The sequence below is a fragment of the Alteromonas sp. AWM4_230 genome (assembly GCF_056158305.1).
Map to the genome: position 1 here is coordinate 3,399,575 of NZ_JBSWTB010000001.1, position 24,146 is coordinate 3,423,720.

General features: G+C 44.2%; 22 protein-coding genes and 1 pseudogene. 10 read left to right on the top strand and 13 right to left on the bottom strand.

Annotated elements, in window-relative coordinates:
* Window positions 1-10 precede the first annotated feature (10 nt).
* Complete coding sequence (locus tag ACXACS_RS14615; protein WP_474809346.1) at window positions 11-196, bottom strand: hypothetical protein; 186 nt, start codon at window positions 194-196, stop codon at window positions 11-13.
* Between the two features lie 169 nt (window positions 197-365).
* Between ACXACS_RS14615 and ACXACS_RS14620 the strand changes: the two genes are divergently transcribed.
* Together ACXACS_RS14620 and ACXACS_RS14625 are read left to right on the top strand one after the other, a co-directional pair.
* On the top strand, window positions 366-548 hold the full coding sequence (locus tag ACXACS_RS14620; RefSeq protein ID WP_474807645.1) for a hypothetical protein: 183 nt from the start codon (window positions 366-368) through the stop codon (window positions 546-548).
* A gap of 14 nt (window positions 549-562) precedes the next feature.
* A complete protein-coding gene (locus ACXACS_RS14625) occupies window positions 563-1,036 on the top strand; it encodes a hypothetical protein (protein ID WP_474807647.1) in 474 nt (157 codons plus the stop codon).
* 109 nt (window positions 1,037-1,145) lie between these two features.
* Here ACXACS_RS14625 and ACXACS_RS14630 read toward each other — a convergent pair whose 3' ends face one another.
* Window positions 1,146-1,697, bottom strand: coding sequence for a carboxymuconolactone decarboxylase family protein (locus tag ACXACS_RS14630; protein WP_474807649.1), 552 nt, complete (start codon window positions 1,695-1,697; stop codon window positions 1,146-1,148).
* 152 nt (window positions 1,698-1,849) lie between these two features.
* Between ACXACS_RS14630 and ACXACS_RS14635 the strand changes: the two genes are divergently transcribed.
* The gene (locus ACXACS_RS14635; RefSeq protein ID WP_474807650.1) at window positions 1,850-2,440 is read left to right on the top strand and encodes a TetR/AcrR family transcriptional regulator; all 591 of its coding nucleotides are present in this window, start codon (window positions 1,850-1,852) and stop codon (window positions 2,438-2,440) included.
* Window positions 2,441-2,548: 108 nt separating this feature from the next.
* On the opposite strand, the gene ACXACS_RS14640 is transcribed toward ACXACS_RS14635, so the two are convergent.
* The 3 genes from ACXACS_RS14640 to ACXACS_RS14650 form a co-directional block, all read right to left on the bottom strand.
* Window positions 2,549-3,031, bottom strand: a complete 483-nt coding sequence (locus tag ACXACS_RS14640) for a hypothetical protein (RefSeq protein WP_474807652.1) — start codon at window positions 3,029-3,031, stop codon at window positions 2,549-2,551.
* A gap of 84 nt (window positions 3,032-3,115) precedes the next feature.
* Entirely contained in the window at window positions 3,116-3,292 is a 177-nt protein-coding gene (locus ACXACS_RS14645; protein WP_162889809.1) for a hypothetical protein, read from the bottom strand.
* On the bottom strand, window positions 3,292-4,491 hold the full coding sequence (locus ACXACS_RS14650; protein WP_474807654.1) for an FAD-dependent monooxygenase: 1,200 nt from the start codon (window positions 4,489-4,491) through the stop codon (window positions 3,292-3,294). Before ACXACS_RS14650 ends, ACXACS_RS14645 begins: the two co-directional genes overlap by 1 nt.
* A gap of 306 nt (window positions 4,492-4,797) precedes the next feature.
* Between ACXACS_RS14650 and miaB the strand changes: the two genes are divergently transcribed.
* The 6 genes and pseudogenes from miaB to ACXACS_RS14680 all read left to right on the top strand — a co-directional run bounded on the left by miaB (window position 4,798) and on the right by ACXACS_RS14680 (window position 11,450).
* Entirely contained in the window at window positions 4,798-6,231 is a 1,434-nt protein-coding gene (gene miaB / locus ACXACS_RS14655) for a tRNA (N6-isopentenyl adenosine(37)-C2)-methylthiotransferase MiaB (protein WP_474807655.1), read from the top strand.
* 30 nt (window positions 6,232-6,261) lie between these two features.
* Window positions 6,262-7,350: pseudogene (locus tag ACXACS_RS14660) on the top strand (PhoH family protein); the annotation flags it as partial.
* Window positions 7,351-7,445: 95 nt separating this feature from the next.
* Window positions 7,446-7,922, top strand: coding sequence for an rRNA maturation RNase YbeY (ybeY, locus tag ACXACS_RS14665; RefSeq protein ID WP_474807657.1), 477 nt, complete (start codon window positions 7,446-7,448; stop codon window positions 7,920-7,922).
* A gap of 116 nt (window positions 7,923-8,038) precedes the next feature.
* On the top strand, window positions 8,039-8,896 hold the full coding sequence (gene corC, locus ACXACS_RS14670) for a CNNM family magnesium/cobalt transport protein CorC (RefSeq protein WP_269916243.1): 858 nt from the start codon (window positions 8,039-8,041) through the stop codon (window positions 8,894-8,896).
* A gap of 104 nt (window positions 8,897-9,000) precedes the next feature.
* Complete coding sequence (gene lnt / locus ACXACS_RS14675; RefSeq protein ID WP_474807659.1) at window positions 9,001-10,506, top strand: apolipoprotein N-acyltransferase; 1,506 nt, start codon at window positions 9,001-9,003, stop codon at window positions 10,504-10,506.
* A 659-nt stretch (window positions 10,507-11,165) separates the two neighbouring features.
* Complete coding sequence (locus tag ACXACS_RS14680; RefSeq protein WP_474807660.1) at window positions 11,166-11,450, top strand: hypothetical protein; 285 nt, start codon at window positions 11,166-11,168, stop codon at window positions 11,448-11,450.
* 331 nt (window positions 11,451-11,781) lie between these two features.
* Here the strand turns inward: ACXACS_RS14680 and pta are convergent, their stop codons facing one another.
* Together pta and ACXACS_RS14690 are read right to left on the bottom strand one after the other, a co-directional pair.
* Window positions 11,782-13,923, bottom strand: a complete 2,142-nt coding sequence (pta, locus tag ACXACS_RS14685) for a phosphate acetyltransferase (protein ID WP_474807661.1) — start codon at window positions 13,921-13,923, stop codon at window positions 11,782-11,784.
* 51 nt (window positions 13,924-13,974) lie between these two features.
* Window positions 13,975-15,156, bottom strand: a complete 1,182-nt coding sequence (locus tag ACXACS_RS14690) for an acetate kinase (protein ID WP_474807662.1) — start codon at window positions 15,154-15,156, stop codon at window positions 13,975-13,977.
* 389 nt (window positions 15,157-15,545) lie between these two features.
* On the opposite strand from ACXACS_RS14690, the gene ACXACS_RS14695 reads away from it, so the two are divergent.
* Window positions 15,546-15,995: an Hsp20 family protein gene (locus ACXACS_RS14695; protein WP_474807664.1), complete on the top strand. Its 450-nt coding sequence runs from the start codon at window positions 15,546-15,548 to the stop codon at window positions 15,993-15,995.
* A gap of 104 nt (window positions 15,996-16,099) precedes the next feature.
* On the opposite strand, the gene ACXACS_RS14700 is transcribed toward ACXACS_RS14695, so the two are convergent.
* The 6 genes from ACXACS_RS14700 to carA form a co-directional block, all read right to left on the bottom strand.
* Window positions 16,100-16,513 (bottom strand): DUF3224 domain-containing protein, encoded by a 414-nt coding sequence (locus tag ACXACS_RS14700; RefSeq protein ID WP_474807666.1) that lies wholly within the window; start codon window positions 16,511-16,513, stop codon window positions 16,100-16,102.
* A gap of 91 nt (window positions 16,514-16,604) precedes the next feature.
* A complete protein-coding gene (locus ACXACS_RS14705) occupies window positions 16,605-17,144 on the bottom strand; it encodes an NUDIX domain-containing protein (protein ID WP_474807668.1) in 540 nt (179 codons plus the stop codon).
* 10 nt (window positions 17,145-17,154) lie between these two features.
* Window positions 17,155-19,005 (bottom strand): hypothetical protein, encoded by a 1,851-nt coding sequence (locus tag ACXACS_RS14710; protein ID WP_474807670.1) that lies wholly within the window; start codon window positions 19,003-19,005, stop codon window positions 17,155-17,157.
* A gap of 163 nt (window positions 19,006-19,168) precedes the next feature.
* On the bottom strand, window positions 19,169-19,645 hold the full coding sequence (greA, locus tag ACXACS_RS14715) for a transcription elongation factor GreA (RefSeq protein ID WP_025254739.1): 477 nt from the start codon (window positions 19,643-19,645) through the stop codon (window positions 19,169-19,171).
* Between the two features lie 117 nt (window positions 19,646-19,762).
* The gene (gene carB / locus ACXACS_RS14720; RefSeq protein WP_474807672.1) at window positions 19,763-22,984 is read right to left on the bottom strand and encodes a carbamoyl-phosphate synthase large subunit; all 3,222 of its coding nucleotides are present in this window, start codon (window positions 22,982-22,984) and stop codon (window positions 19,763-19,765) included.
* Window positions 22,985-22,997: 13 nt separating this feature from the next.
* On the bottom strand, window positions 22,998-24,128 hold the full coding sequence (gene carA, locus ACXACS_RS14725; protein WP_474807673.1) for a glutamine-hydrolyzing carbamoyl-phosphate synthase small subunit: 1,131 nt from the start codon (window positions 24,126-24,128) through the stop codon (window positions 22,998-23,000).
* Window positions 24,129-24,146 lie beyond the last annotated feature (18 nt).

A 24,146-nucleotide genomic window follows, 5' to 3' on the forward strand; every position in this document is an offset into this window, starting at 1 on the left:
TTATCAGCATTTATTCTTCATTGTGTTCTTCAATGAATTCACGAATAAAGCGTCTTACTTCACGAGCCGCAGACGTATCCAAAGAATCGCAAAGCGCAATAAATTGCGCTCTTTCTTCGTCATTAATTCGAATAATCATCTGACTATTCTTTTTCTTCTTTTTATTGTTTTTTTCAGACATCTCGACCGCTTTCATAGGTAAGAAGCACCAATTCGAATTATAAATGTATATTCAATGTATATACATTTCAAGGTTAATAATGAACTTTTCTTGATTTTTTTCATAAAAAAGTCACATAAACGTCACATGAGTGACTTGAGTATTAGACAAAGTTGTCCCGTCAACGCAACAAATTGAGAAGTATATGACACAGGCACAATCAACAACTTACCTATCTTGTTTCATTGAAGCTATTGCACTTGCCAAGCACACAAAATGTGCATCACGAGATGACTTAAAAGCCCTGCTTCAACAAAAAGGTTATGAAGAAATAGTTGCTCTTAATACTGCTGAAGAGCTTGAGCCGCAGCTACCAATCGCTTCATAAATCAGCTGGTTAAAATGGCCCGTTTCATGCCCCATGGTGAAGTGTATGTTCACCGGGAAGATCGCATACTCATTCTCGAAGGACATGGCCCTTGGAATATTGAAGCGCTTCAATATTCAACCGACAAAGCGGAGTCGGTATTACAAGAACTGAGCGGCGCCCCATGGGGAGTCATGGCAAGCATTTATGGTGAACCCATACATGTGCCTGATGCAGAGGCACACCTTATTGAGCTTGTAAAAAAAGATATAGAAAACGGTAGAGTAGGCACGGCGCTTATTGTTGAAAAGTCAAACTCGCCCAGTTTCGCCACGCAACATTTCAGCAGTATTTACGAGCGAGCTGGAGATAACGTTGAAGTGTTTAACGACACAGATGCAGCTAAACGTTGGCTAATTAAGACCATTCAGCTAGCGCAGTCAAACTTGGAAAAATCCAGTGAAGGAAAATGTCATGCTTTCTGCGATTCTAATTTATGTATTTTTTAGTGCGGGATTGCTGGCCGTTTTAAGATGCTTGCGCTTGTACAAGTAACGACCAGCACAATAATCAGTGGAGAAACAAAAGCGGAGCCTTTGTTTCTCTGAAATGGACTTCTTATTTAGGTGACCATTCGAATTGCTTGAACGGCTCATCAACCGGTGTTTCGGCTAAGTGGTTTGTATAGTTACTCATCACTTTTTGCGCCAAAATAAGAATAATTTCAAGTAGTTGCTGGTGCTTGTAGCCAGCACTGTAAAACGCATCTAGCTGCGCACTATCAACATTGCCTCGTCCGCGAGTTACGGCAAGTACGGTCTCTTTTAGCGTATTCAATTTGCTATCAGACAGTGTTTCATCGTTGCGTAGCTCTTCAATTAAGTCATCACTTACTTTCATGCTTTTAGCAATGCCGGTATGCGCTGGTACACAGTAATGACATGCGTGTTCTACGTTTACTGCCTGCCAAACTACTGTTAGTTCTTCTGCGTTAAACGACGTTTCTTGCGCTAGCTTGTGTAGTACTTGATAACCTTCAAGCAACGTTGGCGCTTCTGCCATTACAGCGTGCAAGTTAGGCAGCATGCCGAATGCGCTAACCGAGTTATCAATTAGTGGCTTTGCCGCTTCTGGCGCTGTCTCTTTTGTATGTAATTCAAAATCGCTCATATCACTCTCCTATTGATGTGACTAGAAATTAAAGTAACCCTTTTGGTTACCCTTACCTCTTTGAAGTGGGATCAATAATAGGTTTACTTGAACGATCGTTCAAGCGATAATTGAACACATGTTCAAAATATTCACGTATAAGGTATGCAGCTATGAAATATGATCACGATGACATTATTGAAAAAGCCACTACGCTTTTTTGGCAACGAGGCTTTCATGCTGCGGGTATGCGCGATATTCAGCAAGCGTTAGATATGCGCCCCGGCAGTATCTACGCTCGCTTTCAAAGTAAAGAAGGTTTGTTCAAGCTTGTTATTGAACAGTATGCACAAAATAGCGCAGACCGTTTAGAGCAAGTAGCACAGGCCGAATCGCCTTTAAATGCGCTTTATAGCTTTTTTGAAACGGCATTAACTGGCCCTGATGAACAGCGCTATATGCGCCAGTGCTTGCTAGTTAAGTCTATTGCAGAACTAGATATCATTGGTGACGTTGCCAAAAAAGCAGTGCTAAAAAGCATGCAAACTCTTAAGGCTGGTTTCAGAGATATTATAGAAGCCTGTATCGAGAAAGGTGAGCTGCCCGAACATACACCAACGAAACTGGCCGCAGAGTGGCTTCAAAATCAATTCGTAGGTTTACGAGCTTTTGCGCTTATGCAAGATGAAAACGCAGCTACTATTGAGATGATCGACAAAGTAATAATCGATTTAAAAGGGCAATGGCCTCAACAAACACATTGAAGTGAATGCCGGCTGAAAGGGGCTCAAAGGGGCTCAAAGGGGCTGAAACAGGCTGAAACAGCGCATTTTCATAATAAATGCCTTAAAAGCAGTTGCATAGAATATGGCTTAATTAAACAAACGACCCGGAATGACTCTCTTTATCCAAGCGAAAAAGTTATTTTCGCTTGCTTTTGAGTCAAATTGGGCCCGCTTTATTTCAACCCACTGTTCTTGGTCATCAATTACTTTACCATCGACAAAGGGGACGTATAACTGGTCACCTTCAAAGTGGGTTCTAAACTCTAAGTAAAAGTCGCCTTGCAGCTCCTCAAGTAAGGCATCAGACTCCCCTAAACCGTCGGGAAGATAATAATAAAAATGAGTAAGAACAAGCCTTCCTTCAACACTCAGCTGGTAACTGCCTGTATAGCCATCCCAACAAGCTGACATCACCTCAACCTCTTCGGGGTCAGGTTTACTCTTCAACTGATAAAAATGTTTTTCGCCTTCTTCTGATGGGTGCCCTTGCCAAATATAGTAGAGGCTATAGCCTTTTAAACTTACTAAGGGACATTGATTAGAGAACCCTTGCGAGAATTGTACGGTCATTCCTTTGAACCTTTTTAATTATGAATAGAGTTAGCTTAAGCAAATGGCAAGATTTTGTGACTTTACAAACCTAAGCAAAAGTTTTTAGGAGAAGAGCAAACGCAATAATTGCGCAACAAGCAAAATCCCCATTAAAGGCCAAATCCACTTTGCCCATTTGGCCGCGTCTTCATTACTGATACGCATCTTAGAGCGCTCAATTAGCGGTATAATTAATGCCAATGCACCGAACAATACAGCCAGTAAAATTAATACTTCCATTATCGTAACCCTATCGCATATTTAAGCACTTGTTGTTTAGCAGGCTCGATGCGCTGCGCCACAGAAAGCAGCTGGTTTCTTACCCATTTAATGGGGGCAATATCGTTACTAAACAAGGTATAGAACCCATCCATTGCGCTCATCATTACCAAGTTATCTCGCTTTCGTGGCCTTTCATAGTCGTTGGTGAGCATTTGCAAAAATCGTTTATCCGTAAGCGAAAGTTCACCAGTGCTGTGGTTGGAATTAACCTTAGCGGTAACAGATAAAAGCGCCTCTATATCTTTAAAACCTAAGTTCACGCCTTGCCCAGCCAATGGGTTAATGGTGTGCGCTGCATCGCCAATTAGCACACAGCAGCCTTTAACATAGTGATTAGCATGAGAACGGGTAAGCGGAAAAACTGCTTTGTCTACAACAGAAAAACTGTTGTCATTCTTAGTGAGTTCATCAGGAAACGTTTCAAGGATTTCACTTTCAAGTTGGCTCGCTTTTAAACTTTTTATACGTTTTAGTTCGTCGGGCGTGTCGTACCACACAAGAGAGGCATAATTGTCGAACATAGGCAGAAACGCTTTTGGGCCGCTAGATGTAAACTGCTGCCAAGTAACGGGCTCAACGGGTTTGTCCATTTTTATAGTGATGCCCATTGCCTGTTGGGCATACTGCCAACCTGTGGTGCCAATACCGGCCGCCTTTCTTACCTGAGAGTTTGCACCATCGGCACCAATAAGCCACTTAGCTTCTATCGTTTTGCCATTAGATAGTTTAACGGTAGCAGAATTGGCTAACTGAATATCTTGCACTGTGTGGCCACTAATAAGCTCAACATTTTCATACTGTTTTAGTGCTTCGTGGCAACCTAGTTGCAACAAACGGTTTTCTACAAAGAACCCCAGCTGAGGCATGTCGATACTTTGTGCGGTGAAGTCTGTTCGATGAGACGGGTGGTCCCATACACTTAAACCTGTGTAGGGTTTCACGCGCATAGCAGCAATATGATCCCACGCACCCAATGCTTTTAATAGGGTAACCGACGCCTCGCTTATGGCTGAGACCCGCAAGTCTGGGCCATTTTCTGCATTATATGTTGCAGGTAAATAAGGCTCGATTACCGCTACTTTAAACTGCTGTTGGGCCAGACCTAGGGCGAGTGCTGCACCCACCATACCACCGCCATTTATACAAAAATCGACCATTTACTCTCCTTAAAACACGCACTTGCATTATGTCTTAAAACACAAAGCGCTGTGAAGTAAAACGTACAACAGGCTTGGCTTAGATCAATTCTTCACGAATCGTCGTAAGACACTGGGAATATGCCTGCATAACAGGTAAAATATGCGGCTATTTTGAACATCTTCCTGTAACTGACATTTCCGATGCTTTTTGCATGGGCGCTTTAAACGCCCTATGCAGAATAACATTCTGGCAGACACCTTAACTGAACAAAGGTGATACTGCATTCACTTACAGGAACACTAACAGGTTATCGAATAGTTGTTATGACTAAAAAGCTGTATATCAAAACCTGGGGCTGCCAAATGAACGAGTACGACTCGGAAAAAATGGCAGACTTACTAGACTCAACGCATGGCTTTAGTGCAGCACAAAGTGCTGAAGAAGCCGACGTTATTTTGCTTAACACCTGCTCTATTCGCGAAAAAGCGCAAGAGAAGGTTTTCCATCAACTTGGTCGCTGGAAGACGTTAAAGCAAGACAAGCCTGAACTTATTATTGGTGTAGGCGGCTGTGTGGCCTCTCAAGAAGGTGACACCATACGACAGCGTGCGCCGTTCGTAGACTTGGTTTTTGGCCCTCAAACGCTGCACCGTTTGCCTGAAATGATCAACGAACTTCAAGGCGGCGCAAAGTCAGTGATTGACGTCAGCTTCCCAGAAATTGAAAAGTTTGATCGCCTGCCTGAACCACGTGCTGAAGGCCCCACGGCGTTCGTTTCAATCATGGAAGGCTGTTCAAAATACTGTACGTTTTGCGTAGTACCTTACACCCGTGGTGAAGAAGTAAGCCGTCCTGTTGACGACGTATTGCTTGAAATTGCACAGCTTGCAGGTCAAGGCGTACGTGAAGTAAATCTTCTAGGTCAAAACGTTAACGCGTATCGCGGTGACAATTACGACGGCACAATTTGTCGTTTCTCTGAGTTACTAGAGCTAGTAGCTGCTATCGATGGCATCGACCGTATTCGTTACACCACATCTCACCCGGTTGAGTTTACTGACGATATCATTGAAGCATACGCGTCTATCCCTGAATTAGTAGACCACCTGCACTTGCCTGTTCAAAGCGGTTCTGACCGTATTTTGAACCTGATGAAGCGTGGCCATACGGCAATTGAATATAAGTCGAAAATGCGTAAGCTGAAAAAAATTCGCCCGAACATTAGCTTGTCGAGCGACTTCATCATTGGCTTCCCTGGTGAGACCGATGCCGACTTTGAAGCTACTATGGATTTAATTCAGGCCGTGGATTATGACCTTAGCTTCAGCTTTATTTACAGTGCTCGCCCAGGTACACCTGCTGCCGATGCAGTGGATGATGTAAGTGAAGAAACTAAGAAGCAACGTCTTCACTTACTACAGCAGCGTATTACGCAGCAAGCACTTCGTATTGCGCGTCACATGGTTGGCACTGAGCAGCGAATTTTGGTTGAAGGCCCGTCTAAGAAAAACCCAATGGAGCTTTCTGGACGTACTGAAAACAACCGCGTAGTAAACTTTGAAGGCACACCAGATATGATTGGTGAATTCGTTGATGTAAACATCACTGACGTATTTACCAACTCACTACGTGGTGAAGTTGTGCGCAGAGAAAGTGAAATGGGCTTGCGTGTTGCAGTTTCGCCCCAATCTATCATGGCAAAGCATCAGGCAGATTTGCCTAATGAACTTGGCGTGGGTCAATTTAACCCAGCCTAAAAACAATTTTATAGCGAGGAAAAGAGTAGCTTGAGTACATTGGTTAGTAACGAATTTGATTTAGAACCGGCAGATAGCAAACGTTTGTCGAGTTTATGTGGCCCCTTTGATGACAACATTAAACAAATTGAGCGCAGGCTGGGTGTAGAAATTACCTACCGAAATAATGCGTTCAAGGTGTTGGGTGAACCGCAGCAAATAAAAAGTGCTAGCGAATTACTTAAGCTTCTTTATATAGAAACACAACCTGTTAAAGGTCGTATTCCAGAACTAGAAGCAGAACAAGTTCATCTTGCCATTCAAGAAGCCCGCGTTATTGAAAAAGACGCAACGGGTGGTTATGGCAAAGAGATCAATATTAAAACTAAGCGCGGTGTTATAAAGCCGCGTAACCCTAATCAAGCGCAGTATGTGGCAAACATTGTTAACCACGATATTGCCTTTGGTATTGGACCTGCCGGAACAGGTAAAACTTACCTTGCTGTAGCCGCTGCTGTCGATGCGCTTGAGCGCCAAGAGATTCGCCGAATTTTGCTTACCCGCCCTGCTGTTGAAGCAGGTGAAAAGCTTGGTTTCTTGCCTGGCGATCTTTCGCAAAAAGTAGACCCTTACTTGCGACCGCTTTACGACGCCCTATTTGAAATGCTTGGCTTCGAGAAAGTTGAAAAGCTTATGGAGCGTAATGTTATTGAAGTTGCGCCGTTAGCCTATATGCGTGGTCGTACGCTAAACGACGCCTTTATCATTTTGGATGAAAGCCAGAACACTACGGTAGAGCAAATGAAAATGTTCTTAACCCGTATTGGCTTTAATTCGAAAGCGGTGATTACTGGTGATATCACACAGGTAGACTTACCTCGCGGTGCCAAATCAGGCCTTCGCCACGCCATCGAGGTATTAAGCGAAGTAAATGACATTTCTTTCAACTTCTTCCATGCTGAAGATGTGGTTCGCCACCCTGTGGTTGCGCGCATTGTAAGAGCTTACGAAGTGCATGACGCTGAGCAAGAGCGTATTCGAAAAGCGAAAAAAGAAGAAGCGTTGCGTGTTCAGCGTGAACAATCAGCGCGCAGCCTTGAGCCTAGTACTGACAATAGCCTTGAGCCAACTAGTAATAATAGCCCTGAGCTAACTGACGGTAACAGCCCTGAGCTAACTGATGGTAACAGCCCTGAGCATTCAAACGATGCTCGAACGAAAGACGACAGTGCATCGTGACAGCCATTATTGATGTACAACAAGCGTTTGAAGGTGACGAGACTATTTTATCAGCCATTCCGTCACCTTCAGAACTTGAGCTTTGGGCTAATGCTGTTCTCAAGTATGAAGGTTTGAACGGGCAAGAAGTCACCATTCGCTTTACCGACGAAGCAGAAAGCCAAAGCCTTAACCACGAATACCGAGGCAAAGATAAACCGACAAACGTGCTATCGTTTCCCTTCGAAGCGCCCCCCGGCATTGAGATCAACTTATTAGGCGACCTCGTTATCTGTGCCCCGGTCATTAGCCGTGAAGCTGAAGAGCAGCAAAAGAAAGTGAGCGATCACTACACGCACATGACGGTTCACGGGCTATTGCATTTAATGGGTTATGACCATATCGACGATGTAGATGCCGAAGAAATGGAAAGCAAAGAAATTGATATTCTAGCTAGCCTTGGCATAGATAACCCTTATGAAGTCAACGATTAACAAATAACCATAACCATTTGTTATATAAGTAAATTAACACTTAATAGCAATAAAACATTGACGACCAGCACGAACCATTTTAACGTTGGCGTTGACCTAACAATTAAACGGACATTATGAGCGACGATAATCCTCACTCTACCAACGGCTCATCAGGCAAGAGTTGGTTAGATAAACTAAAAAATTCGATTTCTGGCGAGCCGAAAAGTAAAGAAGAGTTAGTATCGGTTATTACTGATGCTGAACAAAACGACATAATAGACCCACAAACCCGCGAAATGATTGAAGGGGTAATTGGGGTAAATGAAATGCGAGTGAGGGATATCATGATCCCTCGCGCTCAAATGACCACCATAGATGTAGAGCAAAAGGTAGAAGAATTTTTACCGGTGATGCTCGAATCTGCCCACTCACGCTTTCCTGTTATAAGTGAAGATAAAGACCATATCGAAGGTATTTTGCTTGCAAAAGACCTACTTTCCTTTGCCTTCAATGCAGAAAAAGAATTTAACCTTCGCGATATTCTTCGCCCAGCGGTTATCGTTCCAGAGAGTAAACGAGTAGACGTTCTTCTTAAAGAGTTCCGTCAGCAGCGCTATCACATGGCCATTGTTGTAGACGAATACGGCGGTGTATCTGGCTTGGTGACTATCGAAGATATTCTAGAGATTATCGTGGGTGAAATTGAAGATGAGTACGATACCGAAGAAGACGGTACCGATGATATTCGCCCATTAAATAAATCGACATACTCGGTTAAAGCGTTAACCCCAGTGGATGACTTTAACGAGTTTTTTGAAACCAAATTTAGCGAAGAAGAAGCCGATACCATTGGTGGTATTGTGCTTAAAGCGTTTGGTCATATGCCTGAAACCAATGATGAAATCACCATTGGAGATGTGCAGTTTAAAGTGACTAACTCTGATAAGCGCCGACTTATTCAACTTAAGGTTTCAGTGCCTTCATTGGAATAGAGACGTCGTCACAATAACGTTTATTTCAGCACAGGGTAGCGCGAATTTTTAAGCGCTTACCCCAGTGTAAAACAAAACCTATCAACCACCATCAGATGACTTCTATGCTGAAACGGTTTATTCCCCATTTTCTTCTTCTGTTAAGCGGCGCAAGTTTAACGCTGGCTTTTGCCCCATTTAATATGTGGCTTTTAACTATACCTGCCCTCGCACTTGCTATACGTCAAGTTATCAAGCTGAAACATAGGCCGTTTATAGCTGGGTGGTTATTTGGTGCAGGCTGGTTTGGCGCTGGCATAAGCTGGGTTCATGTGAGCATTGCCGATTTTGGTGGGCTACCTCTTATCGGCTCCATTGCCTTAATGGCATTACTTTGTGGATATTTGGCGCTATACCCAGCGCTTGCCACCAAATTCACCGCCAAGTATTTCTCTCCCCAATTGTGGCCCATGGCACTGCCTTTTTTCTGGGTTGTGGCCGAGTGGTTGCGAAGCTGGATGCTAAGTGGCTTTCCGTGGTTATCTTTAGGCTATAGCCAGCTAGAAAGTCCACTGTCTGGTTTTGCGCCTATTATTGGGGAAACGGGTATAAGCGCGCTTATCGTTATTAGCGCTACCCTATTTGCACTGATTCACAATAAGCGAACTTTCGCCAACGCAGTGATGGTTGCACTATGCTTGTTTACCAGTGGCTATCTGCTTAAACAGCATACTTGGGTTACCCCCAAAAAAACCTATTCTGTTGGCATGGCGCAGGGCAATATTGCGCAAAGCTTGCGATGGGTGCCAGAGCAAGATGGCCCTACTATGGACACCTACTGGAAGCTAACCGAAAGCCTATGGAGTAACGACTTAATTATTTGGCCAGAAGCGGCCGTACCCAAGCTTGAGCCTTTAGCCCAACCTTATCTTGCCAAAGTTAATGAAAGAGCTTTTAAAGAAAACACCGCGCTTATTACTGGCATTGTTAACTATAACTGGGAAACCGACGAGGCGTGGAATAATCTCATTGTGCTAGGTAAACGTGCGCCAGATGCTACGTACCCTGATTACCAATATTTCCACAATAACCGCTTTTCCAAACACCATCTATTACCTGTTGGTGAGTTTGTGCCTTTTGAAGACTGGCTTCGCCCCCTGGCCCCTCTTTTCGACTTGCCTATGTCGTCATTCTCTCGTGGTGATTATCAGCAGGCTAATCTTGAAGCCAATGGCATTCACCTAGCACCTGCTATCTGTTTTGAAATTGCGTTTCCTCATCAAGTTATGGCAAACGTATATGAAGATACAGACATGATCATTACAGTAAGTAACGATGCGTGGTTTGGACATTCTCACGGTCCTGCGCAGCATTTGCAGATTGCGCAAATGCGTGCCCTTGAGTTGGGGCGCCCTGTAGTTAGGGCAACAAATAACGGTATTACTGCTTTTATAGACCACAAAGGCGAAGTGACAACACGCTTGCCGCAATTTATAGCCGGTAATATTTCGGCGCCAGTTGTGGCGACTCGCGGGTTTACACCGTATTACCACCTGCAAGAGTTAGGTGTTTCGTTTATAGTTATTCTACTGTTTGTTTGCGCGGTCATAATTAAACGAAGGCAGCGCTGATTGCTCAATATAAACAAGTTGAAACAAAGTTTATGCTATGCCAATGTATGCCCCGTCTAACTTTTATAGGTTAAAATACAAATAGGGCTGAGTTTGCGGTATTAATTTTACTAATGAGTCGTTTTAACCTAAAAGAATTCGTCTATCCAAGGAATTGAAGGAGAAGCTATGAATCTTAGGGCTATATTATTTTCAGTAATTGTAGTTCTAGCGACAACATTCGTCAGCTATGAAGCCAGCGCTACTATTAAACTTACCCCATGTAATGGATGTACCTATGACGAAATGAAGCGGACAGCAGCACAGAGCCAGAAAAGAGCCGCTCGAGCAATATAGCCGTCATAAACTTCAGGAATGCGACCGCACATAAATTTCACACGAGTTTAGAAATTGATGGCGATGGAGAACCTGTTACAAACACCACCTCTGTCAATTTTTCAATTAATGAACAACGTGACATAGACCTCTATTTTCGCTTCAGAGATGCACTCGGGGCCTATATCGCTAACTTTTCTAACCAGCTATACGACTCATCTTTAGATAGTAAAACACACAAAATATCTTCGACTCACCCCCACTATTCTCATAATACTGACGACAGCGAATCTGGCTATGTCTCTAAGGGCCTCATTTTAGTTAAAGGTTCTCCCTACGAATTCTTGTCAGCTAGCTACCAACGAAACGATGTATATGACTGGTTTGTTGGTGGAGCGAAAAAAGATGTTTTAGCGATTTTGGACTTATCTCTACAAGCCGTTGAATTACCAAAAGGTAAAGATTTAGACCTGGACTTGAATTCAATTTTTTACACATCTTTAGAAGCACTAAAAAGTGGAGAGCAAAACGGAAGGGTCAAGATTGCTTTAGATTTTATCAACGATGTTTTTGTAATCATAAGTGCCAAAGATACAAATAATAACAGTATCCCCTTGGGTAATGACTAACTGGTAGGTGAGTAAAAACTAAAACCTGACGAAGTGGATAAACTAAGCCTGAAGTACACCTATCTTTTTTTCATTTCAGCTTTGGTTGTAACTATTATTGGCATCACAAATGGAGACTTTATCTACATGTATTACTGTGGATAAACTAAGCCGAAAATAGCGTTTTGTAAGTTCAGTTAAGTATGGGCTAGCGTAGTCTCGTTTTCCCCAATAAAAAATGACGCGTATTTAATCAAAAACATAAAAAAACGGCGCTAGCTTTGATTGAAGCTGCGCCGTTTTTGCTAAACCTTGACTAGTATTTAAGTCACAGGTAGTTCACTGTATTTGATTAAGCGTTACCCGCAGCCTGAATAGCAGTAAGTGCAATGGTAAATACAATATCGTCCACCAACGCACCGCGGCTTAAATCGTTGACTGGCTTTCTCATGCCTTGCAGCATAGGGCCAATACACACTAAGTCGAAGCTACGCTGTACCGCTTTATAAGTGGTATTACCCGTATTTAGGTCTGGGAAAACAAATACGTTTGCTTTACCCGCAACTGGGCTATTTGGAGCCTTGCTCTTACCTACACTTTCAATAGCCGCAGCATCGTACTGAAGCGGACCGTCGATAAGTAAATCAGGGCGTAGCTCTTGTGCAATCTTAGTTGCCTCACGCACTTTCTCTACATCGCTACCTGCACCTGACGAGCCAGTACTGTAACTTATCATAGCTACCCGTGGTTCAATGCCAAACATTTGCGCCGATTCCGCAGACTGAATAGCTATGTCGGCTAGCTGCTGAGCGTTGGGGTCAGGGTTAATGGCACAGTCGCCGTAAACCAAAACTTGGTCAGGCAGAAGCATGAAAAACACTGACGATACAAGTGATGCATTTTCCGCAGTTTTAATTAACTGAAGCGCTGGGCGAATAGTGTTCGCAGTGGTGTTTACTGCACCAGATACTAATCCGTCTACGTCATCCTGCTGAAGCATCATTGTGCCTAAGGTCACGTTATCTTCTAATAATTCTCTAGCAACCACTTCAGTAACGCCTTTATGACCACGCAGTGCCACTAAACCTTCAACATAGTGATCTTTTATCTCAGTAGGAGAAACAATTTCTACGCCATCACTCAGCACCACACCTTGCTGCTCTGCTACTCGGCGAATTTCTGTTTCATCACCAATAAGCACAGGTCGTGCTAAACCACGTTTTGCACAGATTGATGCAGCCACCACGGTTCTAGGCTCATTACCTTCTGGCAGTACAACACGCTTGTTAACCTGTCTTGCACGGTTAGTAAGGTAGAAACGGAACGCCGATGGAGATAGCTTCTTCTGGCGAGAAACTTTTTGCGTTAGTGAGTTAACCCAGCTGGCATCTAAGCTTTCCGCTGTATGCACCATCACTTTCTCAATACGCTGGCTATCATCAACCGGTACTTCTTGATTGAATGCGTGAAGCGCTTGGGCTGTTTGCCATGTATTCGAATTTACAAGCATGACAGGCAGGCCTGTTTCCATGGCTTGGCTGCACAACGCCATGATATTTTCATCGGGCTGATAGCCACCTGTAAGTAATAGCGCGCCCAGCTTAGTGCCGTTTAGCGCAGCCAAACAGCAAGACACAAATACATCACCGCGATCGCCTGACATCACAAGTAACGCGCCCGGCTTTAAGGTATGCGTCATATTGTGAATCTCGCGCGCGCAGAAAGTAACGCTGCTTAATCTGCGTTCTGCCAACTCGCCTTCGTTGAGCAAGGTTGCATTTAGGTGCTTTGCCACATCGGTAGCGCGAGGAGACACTAAGTCTGCGCTCCAATCAACCGTACCAAGAAGGCTTAAACCCTTTTTGAAAATAGGCAAGTCACGTAATGCCTGCGTACGCTCTTCGTCGTGCTCTGGCGCTTCTATTGCACCAATATCAGCGCGAAGGCGACCATGTTCATCAAAAGGCGCATTAACCTTGTTAAAGATACAGCCAACCACTTTTTGACTTTTATGACCGCCATAGGTGTCTACAACGATTTCAAGGCGATGATTAATGTCTGTTGTCGACTCGTTGCCAGGCACGGCCACAAAAACAATATCGGCATCAAGAGCACGGCTGATTTCAAGGTTTAAACGCTCCGCGTAGGGGTGATGACGCGTGGTCACTAGCCCTTCTATCACGGTTACCGCTTCTTGAACGCTCTTTTCTTCAAACCGCTCTATAATTTCTTCTAACAGCTCATCAGTATTGTCGGTACTGATCATGCGCTCAACGTACTCAAGTTCGAACGGTTCGATTGGTGATACGCTAGCATGATGTGCAATAATTGCCGTAGAGCGCTCTTCTCCATTGTCGCCCTTTCTTGGCTGCGCCACCGGCTTGAAAAAATTAAGCTTTATTCCTTGTTCTTCTATTGCGCGAACAAGACCCATGCTGACCGTAGTTAGGCCCACACTCGTGCCCACGGGGATCAACATAATTCTGCGAGACATAGTTACTCCTGCTATTGCCAACGTCCGAGCGCTGGCTTTGCTAGTTTGAATTTACGCGAAGGTCGCAGCTTCAGCTGCAATTACCCATTCTTCATTAGTAGGTACGACATAAACAGAGGTTGATGCTGTATCAGTAGATATTTTTCCACCTTGCCCAAATCGCGCATCAGTATTTCTCTGCTCATCAAGGCTAATACCAAAGTGATTGAAATATCCCATTGTGGTCTCTCGAATTAGCGATGAGTTTTCTCCAATACCGCCCGTAAAGACTATGGCATCTAACGTTGGCACAGCTACCATGTAGCCCGCTATGTATTTAGCCAAGCGATAGCAGAAAATTTCAATTGCCAACAGTGCACCTTCATGACCTTCTAGCGCTGCATCCTCAAGGGTTCTGCAGTCGTTGCTCAGCTCTGAAATACCTAGCAGTCCTGACTGTTTGTTTAACAGATCGCTAATTTCGTCTGCGGTTTTACCAAGCTTTTTCTGTAGCGTACCCGGCAAGCTAGGATCTAAATCACCACAGCGCGTGCCCATAACTAAGCCTTCTAAAGGAATGAAACCAAGGCTGGTGTCTACCGCCTGCCCTTTTTCGATAGCTGACACGCTACAGCCATTACCTAAATGCGCACTGATTATGCTTGTGTCTGAAACTGGTTTTTCAAGAATTTTCGCCATGCTATCAAGAATGAATTTATGGCTGGTTCCGTGGAAGCCATAACGTCTAATGCCATGCTCACGATAAAGCGACATCGGCAAAGCATAGATAAAGGCTTTTTTAGGAAGTGTTTGAAAAAATGAAGTATCGAATACAACGACATGAGGCAAATCTGGATACGCAGCTTGAGCAGTCACAATGCCTTTTAGATTAGCCATATTGTGAAGCGGTGCCATGCTCGCATAATCTTCGATTGCTTCGAGCACGCTATCATCTACAAGGGCTGCACCTTTAAACTTTTCGCCGCCGTGTACGACACGGTGACCAATGGCAATAGGCTGCACGCCTGTGCTTGCAATAATTTCAGAGATAGCGTTAAGCGCCTCGGTATGCCCTGCTTTTGCTGGCAATGCCTGCTTCTCTTTTTTACCGTTTAGCTTAAAAGATAAACTTGCATCACTATTGCCTAACGCTTCAGCAATACCAGAGAGACCCGCTTCACCAGTATCAGCGTCGATAATGGCAAACTTTACTGAAGAGCTGCCACAGTTTAAAACAATAACTTCTTTTTTCATTTTCGTAATTTCAATTAAAGTGGTAAGACATTCTGTTTAACCAATTGTAGCATTTCTAAACAATTAGAGGGGTTAAACAAATGCTAAATGTTTTATAAAAATTGTCGCATACACCTATTTTATATAGGGTTTTATGGCAAACTTTTTCTAACTTACGGCGTCCCACTCTTATTCAGAATAATTTCACCCTTATAAAAGTCACCAAATTTCAGCGACTTATAAATTAATTTCGATTATTTTCTAAAAAAATCAACTTTTTTTCTTGAAAAGTGTTTGGGCGATTCCTATATATGATTTGTCGGCGCTGAAGAGTCAGGTCGACGAAACCGCCGCCGCAGAGTCGGGGCATTTAAATTCTAAACATATTGCTTAATTTTGAGGATATGACTATGCGTACTATCGATCTATCTCCACTTTACCGTTCATTCATTGGTTCTGATCACCTAGCATCTCTTATTGATGCGGCATCTCGTGCAGAGAAGCAAAGCACCTATCCGCCGTACAACATCGAACTGCTTGGTGATGACAAGTATAGAGTAACCATGGCGATTGCTGGTTTTAGCAAAGACGATGTATCAATTCAGGTTGAAGAGAATACATTGACCATTACTGGAACCAAGAAAGCGGAAACGGAAAATAAAGAAAGTAACGAACGTAAGTTCTTACATAAAGGCATCTCAGAGCGTAACTTTGAGCGTAAATTCCAGCTCGGCGATCATGTGAAAGTGTTGGCTGCAGATATGGAAAATGGTCTATTACACATCGATATGGAGCGAGTCATACCTGAAGCCAAGAAGCCTCGCCAAATAGAAATTGGTTCTCGTTTACTTGAAAGTTAATAAATAGTTTCTTGGTTTGTTTCCCAACTTTTAGCGGCGCCTCTCGGCGCCGTTTTTTTTGCTTTTATAAGCTGCAGATAAGCCTATTGCTAGCTTATTTTGTTTTAGCTGCAACCATTAACAGTTTCGACATCGTTTACTTCAAGTGTGTAATCAGCTTTACCTGACTCGCCAGACTTAAAGCTGCCTTGTAAGGCCTTGCCCGTGAGTTCTCCGGTTGCAGAATCTTTGATAGATTCGAAATCGCTACTAGCAACACCGTTTTCAAACTTGCCTTTATGCTGAAAAGTGACCGTACCACGCAACCCGTTTATCACACCGACAAAAGTTTCAAAACCCGTAAATTGAGCTGACATTTGCGATTGATAAGACATCAAAAACTCAACGTTAGACTCGCCACTCATATCACCTGAATAGACCTGTTTGATGCTGGCCTGAGATACCTTAATTCCCTCTGCTCTTTCACTCAGCGTGTCTTCATCCCATTGCGTAATGGAGAAGCTTCCTTCAATTGTCATGAATATCTCTTTTATATTAGCGTTATCGTAGATTTACCTACCCTAACCTCTTATGCAGAAAAAAGACAACCTAAGAATTGTAACAGCGCGTTTAAATAAACCCTTTGAGCATGGCTAAGCCCACAGCGTTACAGGTACTTGCGTCCTTTATCTCTCCATTGACGATTTTTTCCTTTAAGGCAGTTAAGGACAGCGGAACAACCTGCAAATCTTCTTCTTCAGCATCTAGTTTTTGTTCGCCTTGGGTCAACCCTTTAGCCACGTAAATATGGTACCCCTGATTACAAAAGCCGTATGCCAGATATTGGAAGCCAACATACTCCATTGACTCAGCACTTAAGCCTGTCTCTTCTTTAAGCTCACCTTTTGCCAGTTCTACAGGGTCGGCGTCAGGGTTGCTCTCCCAAGCGCCTTGGGGTAGCTCAAGCTGTCGCTCTTTGATGGTATAGCGATATTGCTCAACCATGTAAACCGTATCGCCTTCAATCGGTAAAATGATGGCAAAGTCCGGCTTTTCCACCACACCATATATACCTTCATTTCCGCTACTTCGACGTATTTTATCCTCTCTTACGCGAAGCCATTTGTTTTCGTAGACAACTTTTGTATCTAGCGTTTTAATCTCTGACATACTCCTCCCCTTATTCACTGTCTTTCTCGTTCCTAAGGAAACCAGCGCTTTCTTCAGTTTCTTTAAGCGTTAAACGTTCATCTGAGTTCTGATTGAATGCGCGAGTCTGCTGATTAACTTGATGAATGGTACCTGCATTGGCTAAGTCCGATTCGTTCGTAATAGAAGCAATGGTCTCTCTGCCACGCAAGAACGCTTTTATTTCGTCAACGATTTCGGTTAATTCGCCATCATTTTTATTCATTCCCATGACAAAACGCGGAGCTTCCAGATTGTTCATACCACTAGTAGCAAATATCGATGTATTAATCCGACTAGTAATAATCCAAGGCGTAATACTACTTCTTACTACAACGTTTTCAGAACGCGTAGAATCGTGAATGGCCATCCCTGTTGATACTCTCGACTCGGTATAAGTCCCTTCAGTTTTCATGTACATGAGTAAAGAATTAAAATTTAACTCACCCCAAAACATGTGAGAAGCGTTATTTAAAATACTGCCCGCTGCTCTGAAAGTAAGCCATGCAAATACAAGCATGAGTAAATTGTTTACCATCGAAAATGCATTATTAAGTAAAGCGCTGTTGTCTACGCCAATATTGATAATTAGATGAAGTAGCTCAGCAAGTTGCACACCCGATGAATAAAACAATACTGCCGCAACAACAACTGCGACTTGCGCCATAGCACTTAACGCGACTTTCGCACTTTTCGGCAACGCCAAACCTTCACTTAAAGTTGGCTGAGTTTCAATCAGTAACTCGCCTTCAAAACTGCCTTTTCCCTCCGCTTGCTCTTTAAGCTTAGGTACAAAGTCAGCATATATTCTGTTTGGCACTTCTTTGTAGCGACGGTTGGCCAGAACAATATTTTCAATATTGATAAAGATCTCGTTAGGGTGAACAGACTCCTGCATATTTGCTCTAAATTCACTGACTTCGGTTTGAGGAGTCACTAAATCCATGCGCTTTTTAAGTAATGGAAAGACCAGACCTATCACTACCCCAATACTGATAAATAGATAGACGAAATTTAGCCATGCGCTAAAAAAGGCATGTTCTTCTGACCAGCGTTGAAGCTCGTTAATATTGTTGCCAACAATACCGTCAAGAAACACACCTGCTCCAAGGGGAACGACGAGAGCTAGACCAATGATTACGCCAATAGATAACCCACCAGCTCTAGCGAGTTGAGAATTTCCTTCGTTATGGATCCCTTTTGCAGTGGATGTCCAATTGGCAACAAAATAGATAAGCAGTATCAAAGAAAGAATGGGCATAACGACAATTTTTGCTACTTCGCCAGCAAATCCATTACTTACAAGAAAATAAACGATAGCGTAGGTGACCAAGCCCACGATAAGCGTTGCTCCCATAGCGAGAATTTCTTGGGCAAGATGGCGTAATGGGTAAGGTAAGAAAACTAGCTTAGGGAAAATACTGTGAACTAACCGAGCGAGCCAGCCTTTTGGCTCTTCAAATGTCGTATTCCTTCTACCCATAAGCATAGAGTGCAGTGACTCTTTTGAGTAAAGCAGAGACTTTTTCTCTGCTTGGGCAGCATCTTGTTCAGATTTTGAAAAGTTATAGGCCAAAGATGTGGGAACCGTTCTTCCCACGAAAAAACGCATCAGTTGAAGGATACCAACTGCCGTGTGTCGTATTCCCGATACCACTAAAATGAAGCCTACCGCTAACAGGGTATATCCTTTTACCTTGTTAGCTTCAAATATTGCAGGCACTGAGAACACAACGTAAACCGCTAGCAATAGCGTCAACACACCACCAAGTGTTCTAAGCGTTCCTTCTGTCTTAAACGGGTTCTTTATCCCTAGCGTTTGAGAACCAAAATCATAAGCCATGATGCATCCTTTCGAAAAAGGAAAAATAATACTTGAGAGAAAGTAAGTAGAGCAATGATTCTGTTAAAAATTTACAAACAAAAAGAGAAAGGAAAGGATATTGAATGTTTAAAACGAAATTGTAACGGGAGGTCAGTGGCATTGCGCCACTGACCGATAGCAATTAAATATACTCAACTTCGATGATTTCAACTTCAACAGCACCAGCTGGCGTTTGAATAGTTACCGTATCATCAAGCTCTTTACCTATAAGACCGCGCGCGATAGGCGAATTAACTGAAATTAAGTTGTTCTTAATATCAGCTTCATCATCGCCAACAATGCGGTACGTTGTTTCTTCATCGGTATCAACGTTTAAAATGGTTACCGTAGTGCCGAAAATAACCTTACCGGTATTTTCCATTTTGGTGACATCGATAATCTGTGCATTTGAAAGCTTACCTTCGATATCTTGAATACGACCTTCACAGAAGCTTTGCTGTTCACGGGCAGCGTGATATTCAGCGTTTTCTTTCAAATCACCGTGCTCACGTGCTTCGGCAATAGACTCGATAATACGTGGGCGTGTTTTTGTTTTAAGCTCATTTAATTCGTCACGCAGCATTTGAGCGCCGCGCGCTGTCATTGGATACTGACTCATGAATACCGTCTCACTTAGCTAGTAATTTAAACAGAAAAGTGCGCCGCGAAGGCGCACTTTTGATTGGTTCACACAAATGTAATATTGCTAGGATACCTCGTATCCTAGCGTATGTCATTAGTGTTTGAGTCTAGCGTGTAGTTCTTGAACTGATGCCACTTTATTGCGGTCATCTGCAGACTTAGCACGGATAGTTGCAAACGCAGCGTTCATTGTCGTGGTGTAAGTCACCTTATTCACCAAGGCTTCACGACGAATGTATACTGAATCTGTGATGGCTTGACGACCTTCTGTTGTGTTGATCAAGTAAGCGTATTCGCCGTTCTTGATAGCATCAACAATGTTAGGACGACCTTCCGACATCTTGTTCACTACAGTGCTCATGATGCCTGCATCGTAAAGCTCAGTAGCGGTACCGCGGGTAGCTTCAATGCTAAAGCCGGCTTCTACCAACGCTTTTGCCAGTGCAATCATACGAGGCTTGTCGGTATCACGTACTGAAATAAGCGCTTTACCTTGCTTAGGCAATGGCGCACCTGCACCCAAGTTAGCTTTTGCATATGCCTCTTCGAAGGTATCGCCAACACCCATTACCTCACCTGTAGAACGCATTTCTGGGCCTAGTAGTGGGTCAACGCCTTGGAACTTAGCGAAAGGAAGTACCACTTCTTTCACTGAGTAGAAAGGTGGGATAACTTCTTCTGTTACGCCCTGATCAGCCAAGCTTACGCCAGCCATCGCACGTGCTGCCACTTTAGCAAGAGGTACACCCGTTGCTTTAGATACAAATGGCACAGTACGCGCCGCACGAGGGTTAACCTCGATGAGGTACACTTCACCATCTTTAATCGCAAACTGGGTATTCATCAGACCGACTACGCCAAGTTCAAGCGCCATCGCTTTTACTTGCTCGCGCATAACGTCCTGAATGTCTTTTGGTAGCGAGTGCGGAGGCAGTGAACACGCTGAGTCACCTGAGTGAACCCCGGCCTGCTCGATGTGCTCCATGATGCCGCCAATGACAACCTCTTTGCCATCGCAGATAGCGTCGATATCAACTTCAATAGCGTCGTCTAGGAAACGGTCTAGCAACACTGGTGCGTCATTAGACACTTTAACCGCTTCGTTTAGATAACGCTTAAGGTCTTTGATGTCATACACGATTTCCATCGCACGTCCACCTAGCACGTAGCTTGGGCGAACCACTAGCGGGAAGCCAATTTCTTCGGCCATAGTTAGCGCTTGCTCAACGTTAGTTACCGTGGCATTTGCCGGTTGCTTAAGGTTAAGCTTGTTCACCATTTGCTGGAAACGCTCACGGTCTTCAGCACGGTCAATGGCTTCTGGTGAGGTGCCGATTACCGGTACGCCAGCCGCCTCTAAAGCACGAGCAAGTTTAAGTGGCGTTTGACCGCCATACTGCACGATAACGCCTTTTGGCTGCTCTTTAGCAACGATTTCAAGTACATCTTCCAAAGTTACTGGCTCGAAATACAAGCGATCAGACGTGTCGTAGTCGGTTGAAACCGTTTCAGGGTTACAGTTAACCATAATGGTCTCGTAACCGTCTTCGCGCATTGAAAGCGCCGCGTGAACACAGCAGTAATCGAACTCGATACCTTGACCAATACGGTTTGGACCGCCGCCCAATACCATGATCTTTTCTTTGTCCGTTGGCGCTGCTTCACACTCTTCGTCATACGTTGAGTACATGTAAGCCGTGCTGGTAGAGAATTCTGCTGCACAAGTATCTACACGCTTGTAGACAGGAGAAATACCAAAACCGCGACGGGTTTCACGAATGTCGCTTTCGGCCACCTTGGTTAGTTCAGCAAGACGTGCGTCAGAGAAGCCTTTACGCTTAAGTGCACGCATGAAGTCAGCGTCAATACCTGGCAAACCAAGCTCGGCTACTTTTGCTTCAAGAAGAATCAGATCTTCAAGCTGCACAAGGTACCAGCGGTCGATATTAGTAAGGTTAAATACCTCTTCAACCGTCATGCCCATGCGGAATGCATCACCGATGTACCAAATACGCTCTGCGCCAGGTTGACGAAGTTCGTAAACCACTTTATTACGTGATTCAGGGTCTTCAAGGTCAACCATAGGGTTCAAACCTGAAGCGCCTACCTCAAGACCACGAAGGGCTTTTTGAAGCGATTCCTGCTGGTTACGACCAATAGCCATTACCTCACCTACCGACTTCATCTGGGTAGTTAGACGGTCGTTAGCACCGGCAAACTTTTCAAAATTGAAGCGTGGGATCTTAGTTACTACGTAGTCAATAGATGGCTCGAACGACGCTGGCGTTAGGCCGCCGGTGATGTCGTTAGCCAGTTCGTCTAACGTATAACCTACCGCAAGTTTTGCCGCTACTTTCGCAATCGGGAAGCCCGTTGCTTTAGAAGCAAGCGCAGATGAACGCGATACGCGAGGATTCATTTCGATGATAACTACACGACCTGTTTTCGGGTCTACACCGAACTGTACGTTTGAACCACCAGTTTCAACGCCAATCTCACGCAGTACAGCCATAGCGGCATTACGCATTAGCTGGAATTCTTTATCGGTTAGGGTTTGCGCTGGAGCAACTGTGATTGAGTCGCCGGTGTGCACGCCCATAGGGTCGAAGTTTTCGATAGTACATACGATGATGCAGTTGTCCGCTTTGTCGCGTACTACTTCCATTTCGTACTCTTTCCAGCCTAACAAGGATTCATCGATAAGAAGCTCGTTAGTAGGAGAAAGGTCTAAGCCGCGATGACAAATTTCATTGAACTCGTCAATGTTGTACGCGATACCACCACCTGTTCCGCCCATGGTGAAAGACGGACGAATAATACAAGGAAAGCCGATACGGCTTAGTACATCGTGCGCTTCATCCATGCTGTGCGCGATTTCCGCACGTGGACATTCAAGGCCGATGTTTTTCATTGCTTTGTCAAAGCGCTCGCGGTTTTCTGCTTTATCAATAGCGTCTGCCGTGGCACCAATAAGCTCGCAGCCGAACTCTTCAAGCACGCCGTGCTTATCAAGCTCTAGCGCACAGTTAAGTGCGGTTTGACCACCCATAGTTGGCAGTACAGCATCTGGACGCTCTTTTTCGATGATCTTGCGAACCACTTCCCAGTGGATAGGCTCGATGTAAGTTGCATCTGCCATTTCTGGGTCGGTCATGATGGTTGCTGGGTTAGAGTTAACCAAAATAACACGGTAGCCTTCTTCGCGAAGGGCTTTACACGCTTGCGCGCCTGAATAGTCGAATTCACAAGCCTGGCCAATAACAATAGGGCCAGCACCAATGATAAGAATACTTTTTATGTCGGTACGTTTTGGCATAGTTGGCTAATTCCTACTGCTTGTGTTGTTCAATAAGTTCGATGAAGTGGTCGAATAACGGCGCCGCTTCATGAGGACCTGGACTGGCTTCAGGGTGCCCCTGGAAGCTAAACGCAGGCTTGTCGGTGCGATGAATGCCCTGCAACGACTTGTCGAACAACGAAATGTGAGTTACTTCTAGGTTATCTGGCAAGCTAGACTCATCAACAGCAAAACCGTGGTTTTGGCTAGTGATCATAACTACATTGCTCTTAAGGTCTTTAACCGGGTGGTTTGCCCCGTGGTGACCGAATTTCATCTTCACTGTCTTTGCACCACTTGCGATAGCAAGCAGCTGATGACCAAGACAAATACCAAATACTGGCGTACCGGTATCGACGATAGTTTTAATTGCGGTTACTGCATAATCGCATGGCTCTGGGTCGCCCGGGCCATTTGACAAAAATACACCGTCAGGATTCATGGCGAGCACATCTTCTGCGGGTGTCTGCGCCGGTACCAGGGTTACTTTACAACCACGGTCAGCTAGCATGCGAAGAATGTTGTTTTTAACACCGTAGTCGTAAGCTACAACATGATATTTGAACTCATTTGGTGTTACGTAGCCTTTGCCAAGTACCCAACTGCCTTCCGTCCATGTTTTTGGCTCGGTGATGCTCACTACTTTTGCCAAATCCATGCCTTTAAGGCCAGGGAAATCTTTTGCTTGCGCTAGTGCGCTAGACTCGTCTAATTCATCAGAGCAAATAATGCAGCCATTTTGTGCACCTTTGTCTCGCAAGATACGCGTTAAGCGACGTGTATCAATGTCGGCAATACCCACAACGCCTTTCGCTTTAAGGTATTCAGACAAAGTTTGCTGTTGACGAAAGTTACTAGCAACAAGAGGTAGGTCACGGATGATTAGACCTTTCGACCAGATTGTATCTGCTTCGACGTCTTCTTCGTTAGTGCCGGTGTTGCCAATGTGTGGATAAGTAAGGGTGATGAGTTGTTCAGCGTAGGATGGGTCGGTGAGAATTTCTTGATAGCCGGTCATGGAAGTATTAAAAACAACTTCCCCAACGGCGGAGCCTGTAGCGCCTATCGCCGTACCTTTAAAAACAGAACCATCCTCTAACACCAAAAGGGCAGAATTAGCCAAGTCAACCTCCAGATTAAG

Coding starts and splice junctions, on each gene's coding strand:
- ACXACS_RS14615 (WP_474809346.1), bottom strand. CDS start 196: ATGAAAGCGGTCGAGATGTCTGAAAAAAACAATAAAAAGAAGAAAAAG.
- ACXACS_RS14620 (WP_474807645.1), top strand. CDS start 366: ATGACACAGGCACAATCAACAACTTACCTATCTTGTTTCATTGAAGCT.
- ACXACS_RS14625 (WP_474807647.1), top strand. CDS start 563: ATGGCCCGTTTCATGCCCCATGGTGAAGTGTATGTTCACCGGGAAGAT.
- ACXACS_RS14630 (WP_474807649.1), bottom strand. CDS start 1,697: ATGAGCGATTTTGAATTACATACAAAAGAGACAGCGCCAGAAGCGGCA.
- ACXACS_RS14635 (WP_474807650.1), top strand. CDS start 1,850: ATGAAATATGATCACGATGACATTATTGAAAAAGCCACTACGCTTTTT.
- ACXACS_RS14640 (WP_474807652.1), bottom strand. CDS start 3,031: ATGACCGTACAATTCTCGCAAGGGTTCTCTAATCAATGTCCCTTAGTA.
- ACXACS_RS14645 (WP_162889809.1), bottom strand. CDS start 3,292: ATGGAAGTATTAATTTTACTGGCTGTATTGTTCGGTGCATTGGCATTA.
- ACXACS_RS14650 (WP_474807654.1), bottom strand. CDS start 4,491: ATGGTCGATTTTTGTATAAATGGCGGTGGTATGGTGGGTGCAGCACTC.
- miaB (WP_474807655.1), top strand. CDS start 4,798: ATGACTAAAAAGCTGTATATCAAAACCTGGGGCTGCCAAATGAACGAG.
- corC (WP_269916243.1), top strand. CDS start 8,039: ATGAGCGACGATAATCCTCACTCTACCAACGGCTCATCAGGCAAGAGT.
- lnt (WP_474807659.1), top strand. CDS start 9,001: ATGCTGAAACGGTTTATTCCCCATTTTCTTCTTCTGTTAAGCGGCGCA.
- pta (WP_474807661.1), bottom strand. CDS start 13,923: ATGTCTCGCAGAATTATGTTGATCCCCGTGGGCACGAGTGTGGGCCTA.
- ACXACS_RS14690 (WP_474807662.1), bottom strand. CDS start 15,156: ATGAAAAAAGAAGTTATTGTTTTAAACTGTGGCAGCTCTTCAGTAAAG.
- ACXACS_RS14695 (WP_474807664.1), top strand. CDS start 15,546: ATGCGTACTATCGATCTATCTCCACTTTACCGTTCATTCATTGGTTCT.
- ACXACS_RS14700 (WP_474807666.1), bottom strand. CDS start 16,513: ATGACAATTGAAGGAAGCTTCTCCATTACGCAATGGGATGAAGACACG.
- ACXACS_RS14705 (WP_474807668.1), bottom strand. CDS start 17,144: ATGTCAGAGATTAAAACGCTAGATACAAAAGTTGTCTACGAAAACAAA.
- ACXACS_RS14710 (WP_474807670.1), bottom strand. CDS start 19,005: ATGGCTTATGATTTTGGTTCTCAAACGCTAGGGATAAAGAACCCGTTT.
- greA (WP_025254739.1), bottom strand. CDS start 19,645: ATGAGTCAGTATCCAATGACAGCGCGCGGCGCTCAAATGCTGCGTGAC.
- carB (WP_474807672.1), bottom strand. CDS start 22,984: ATGCCAAAACGTACCGACATAAAAAGTATTCTTATCATTGGTGCTGGC.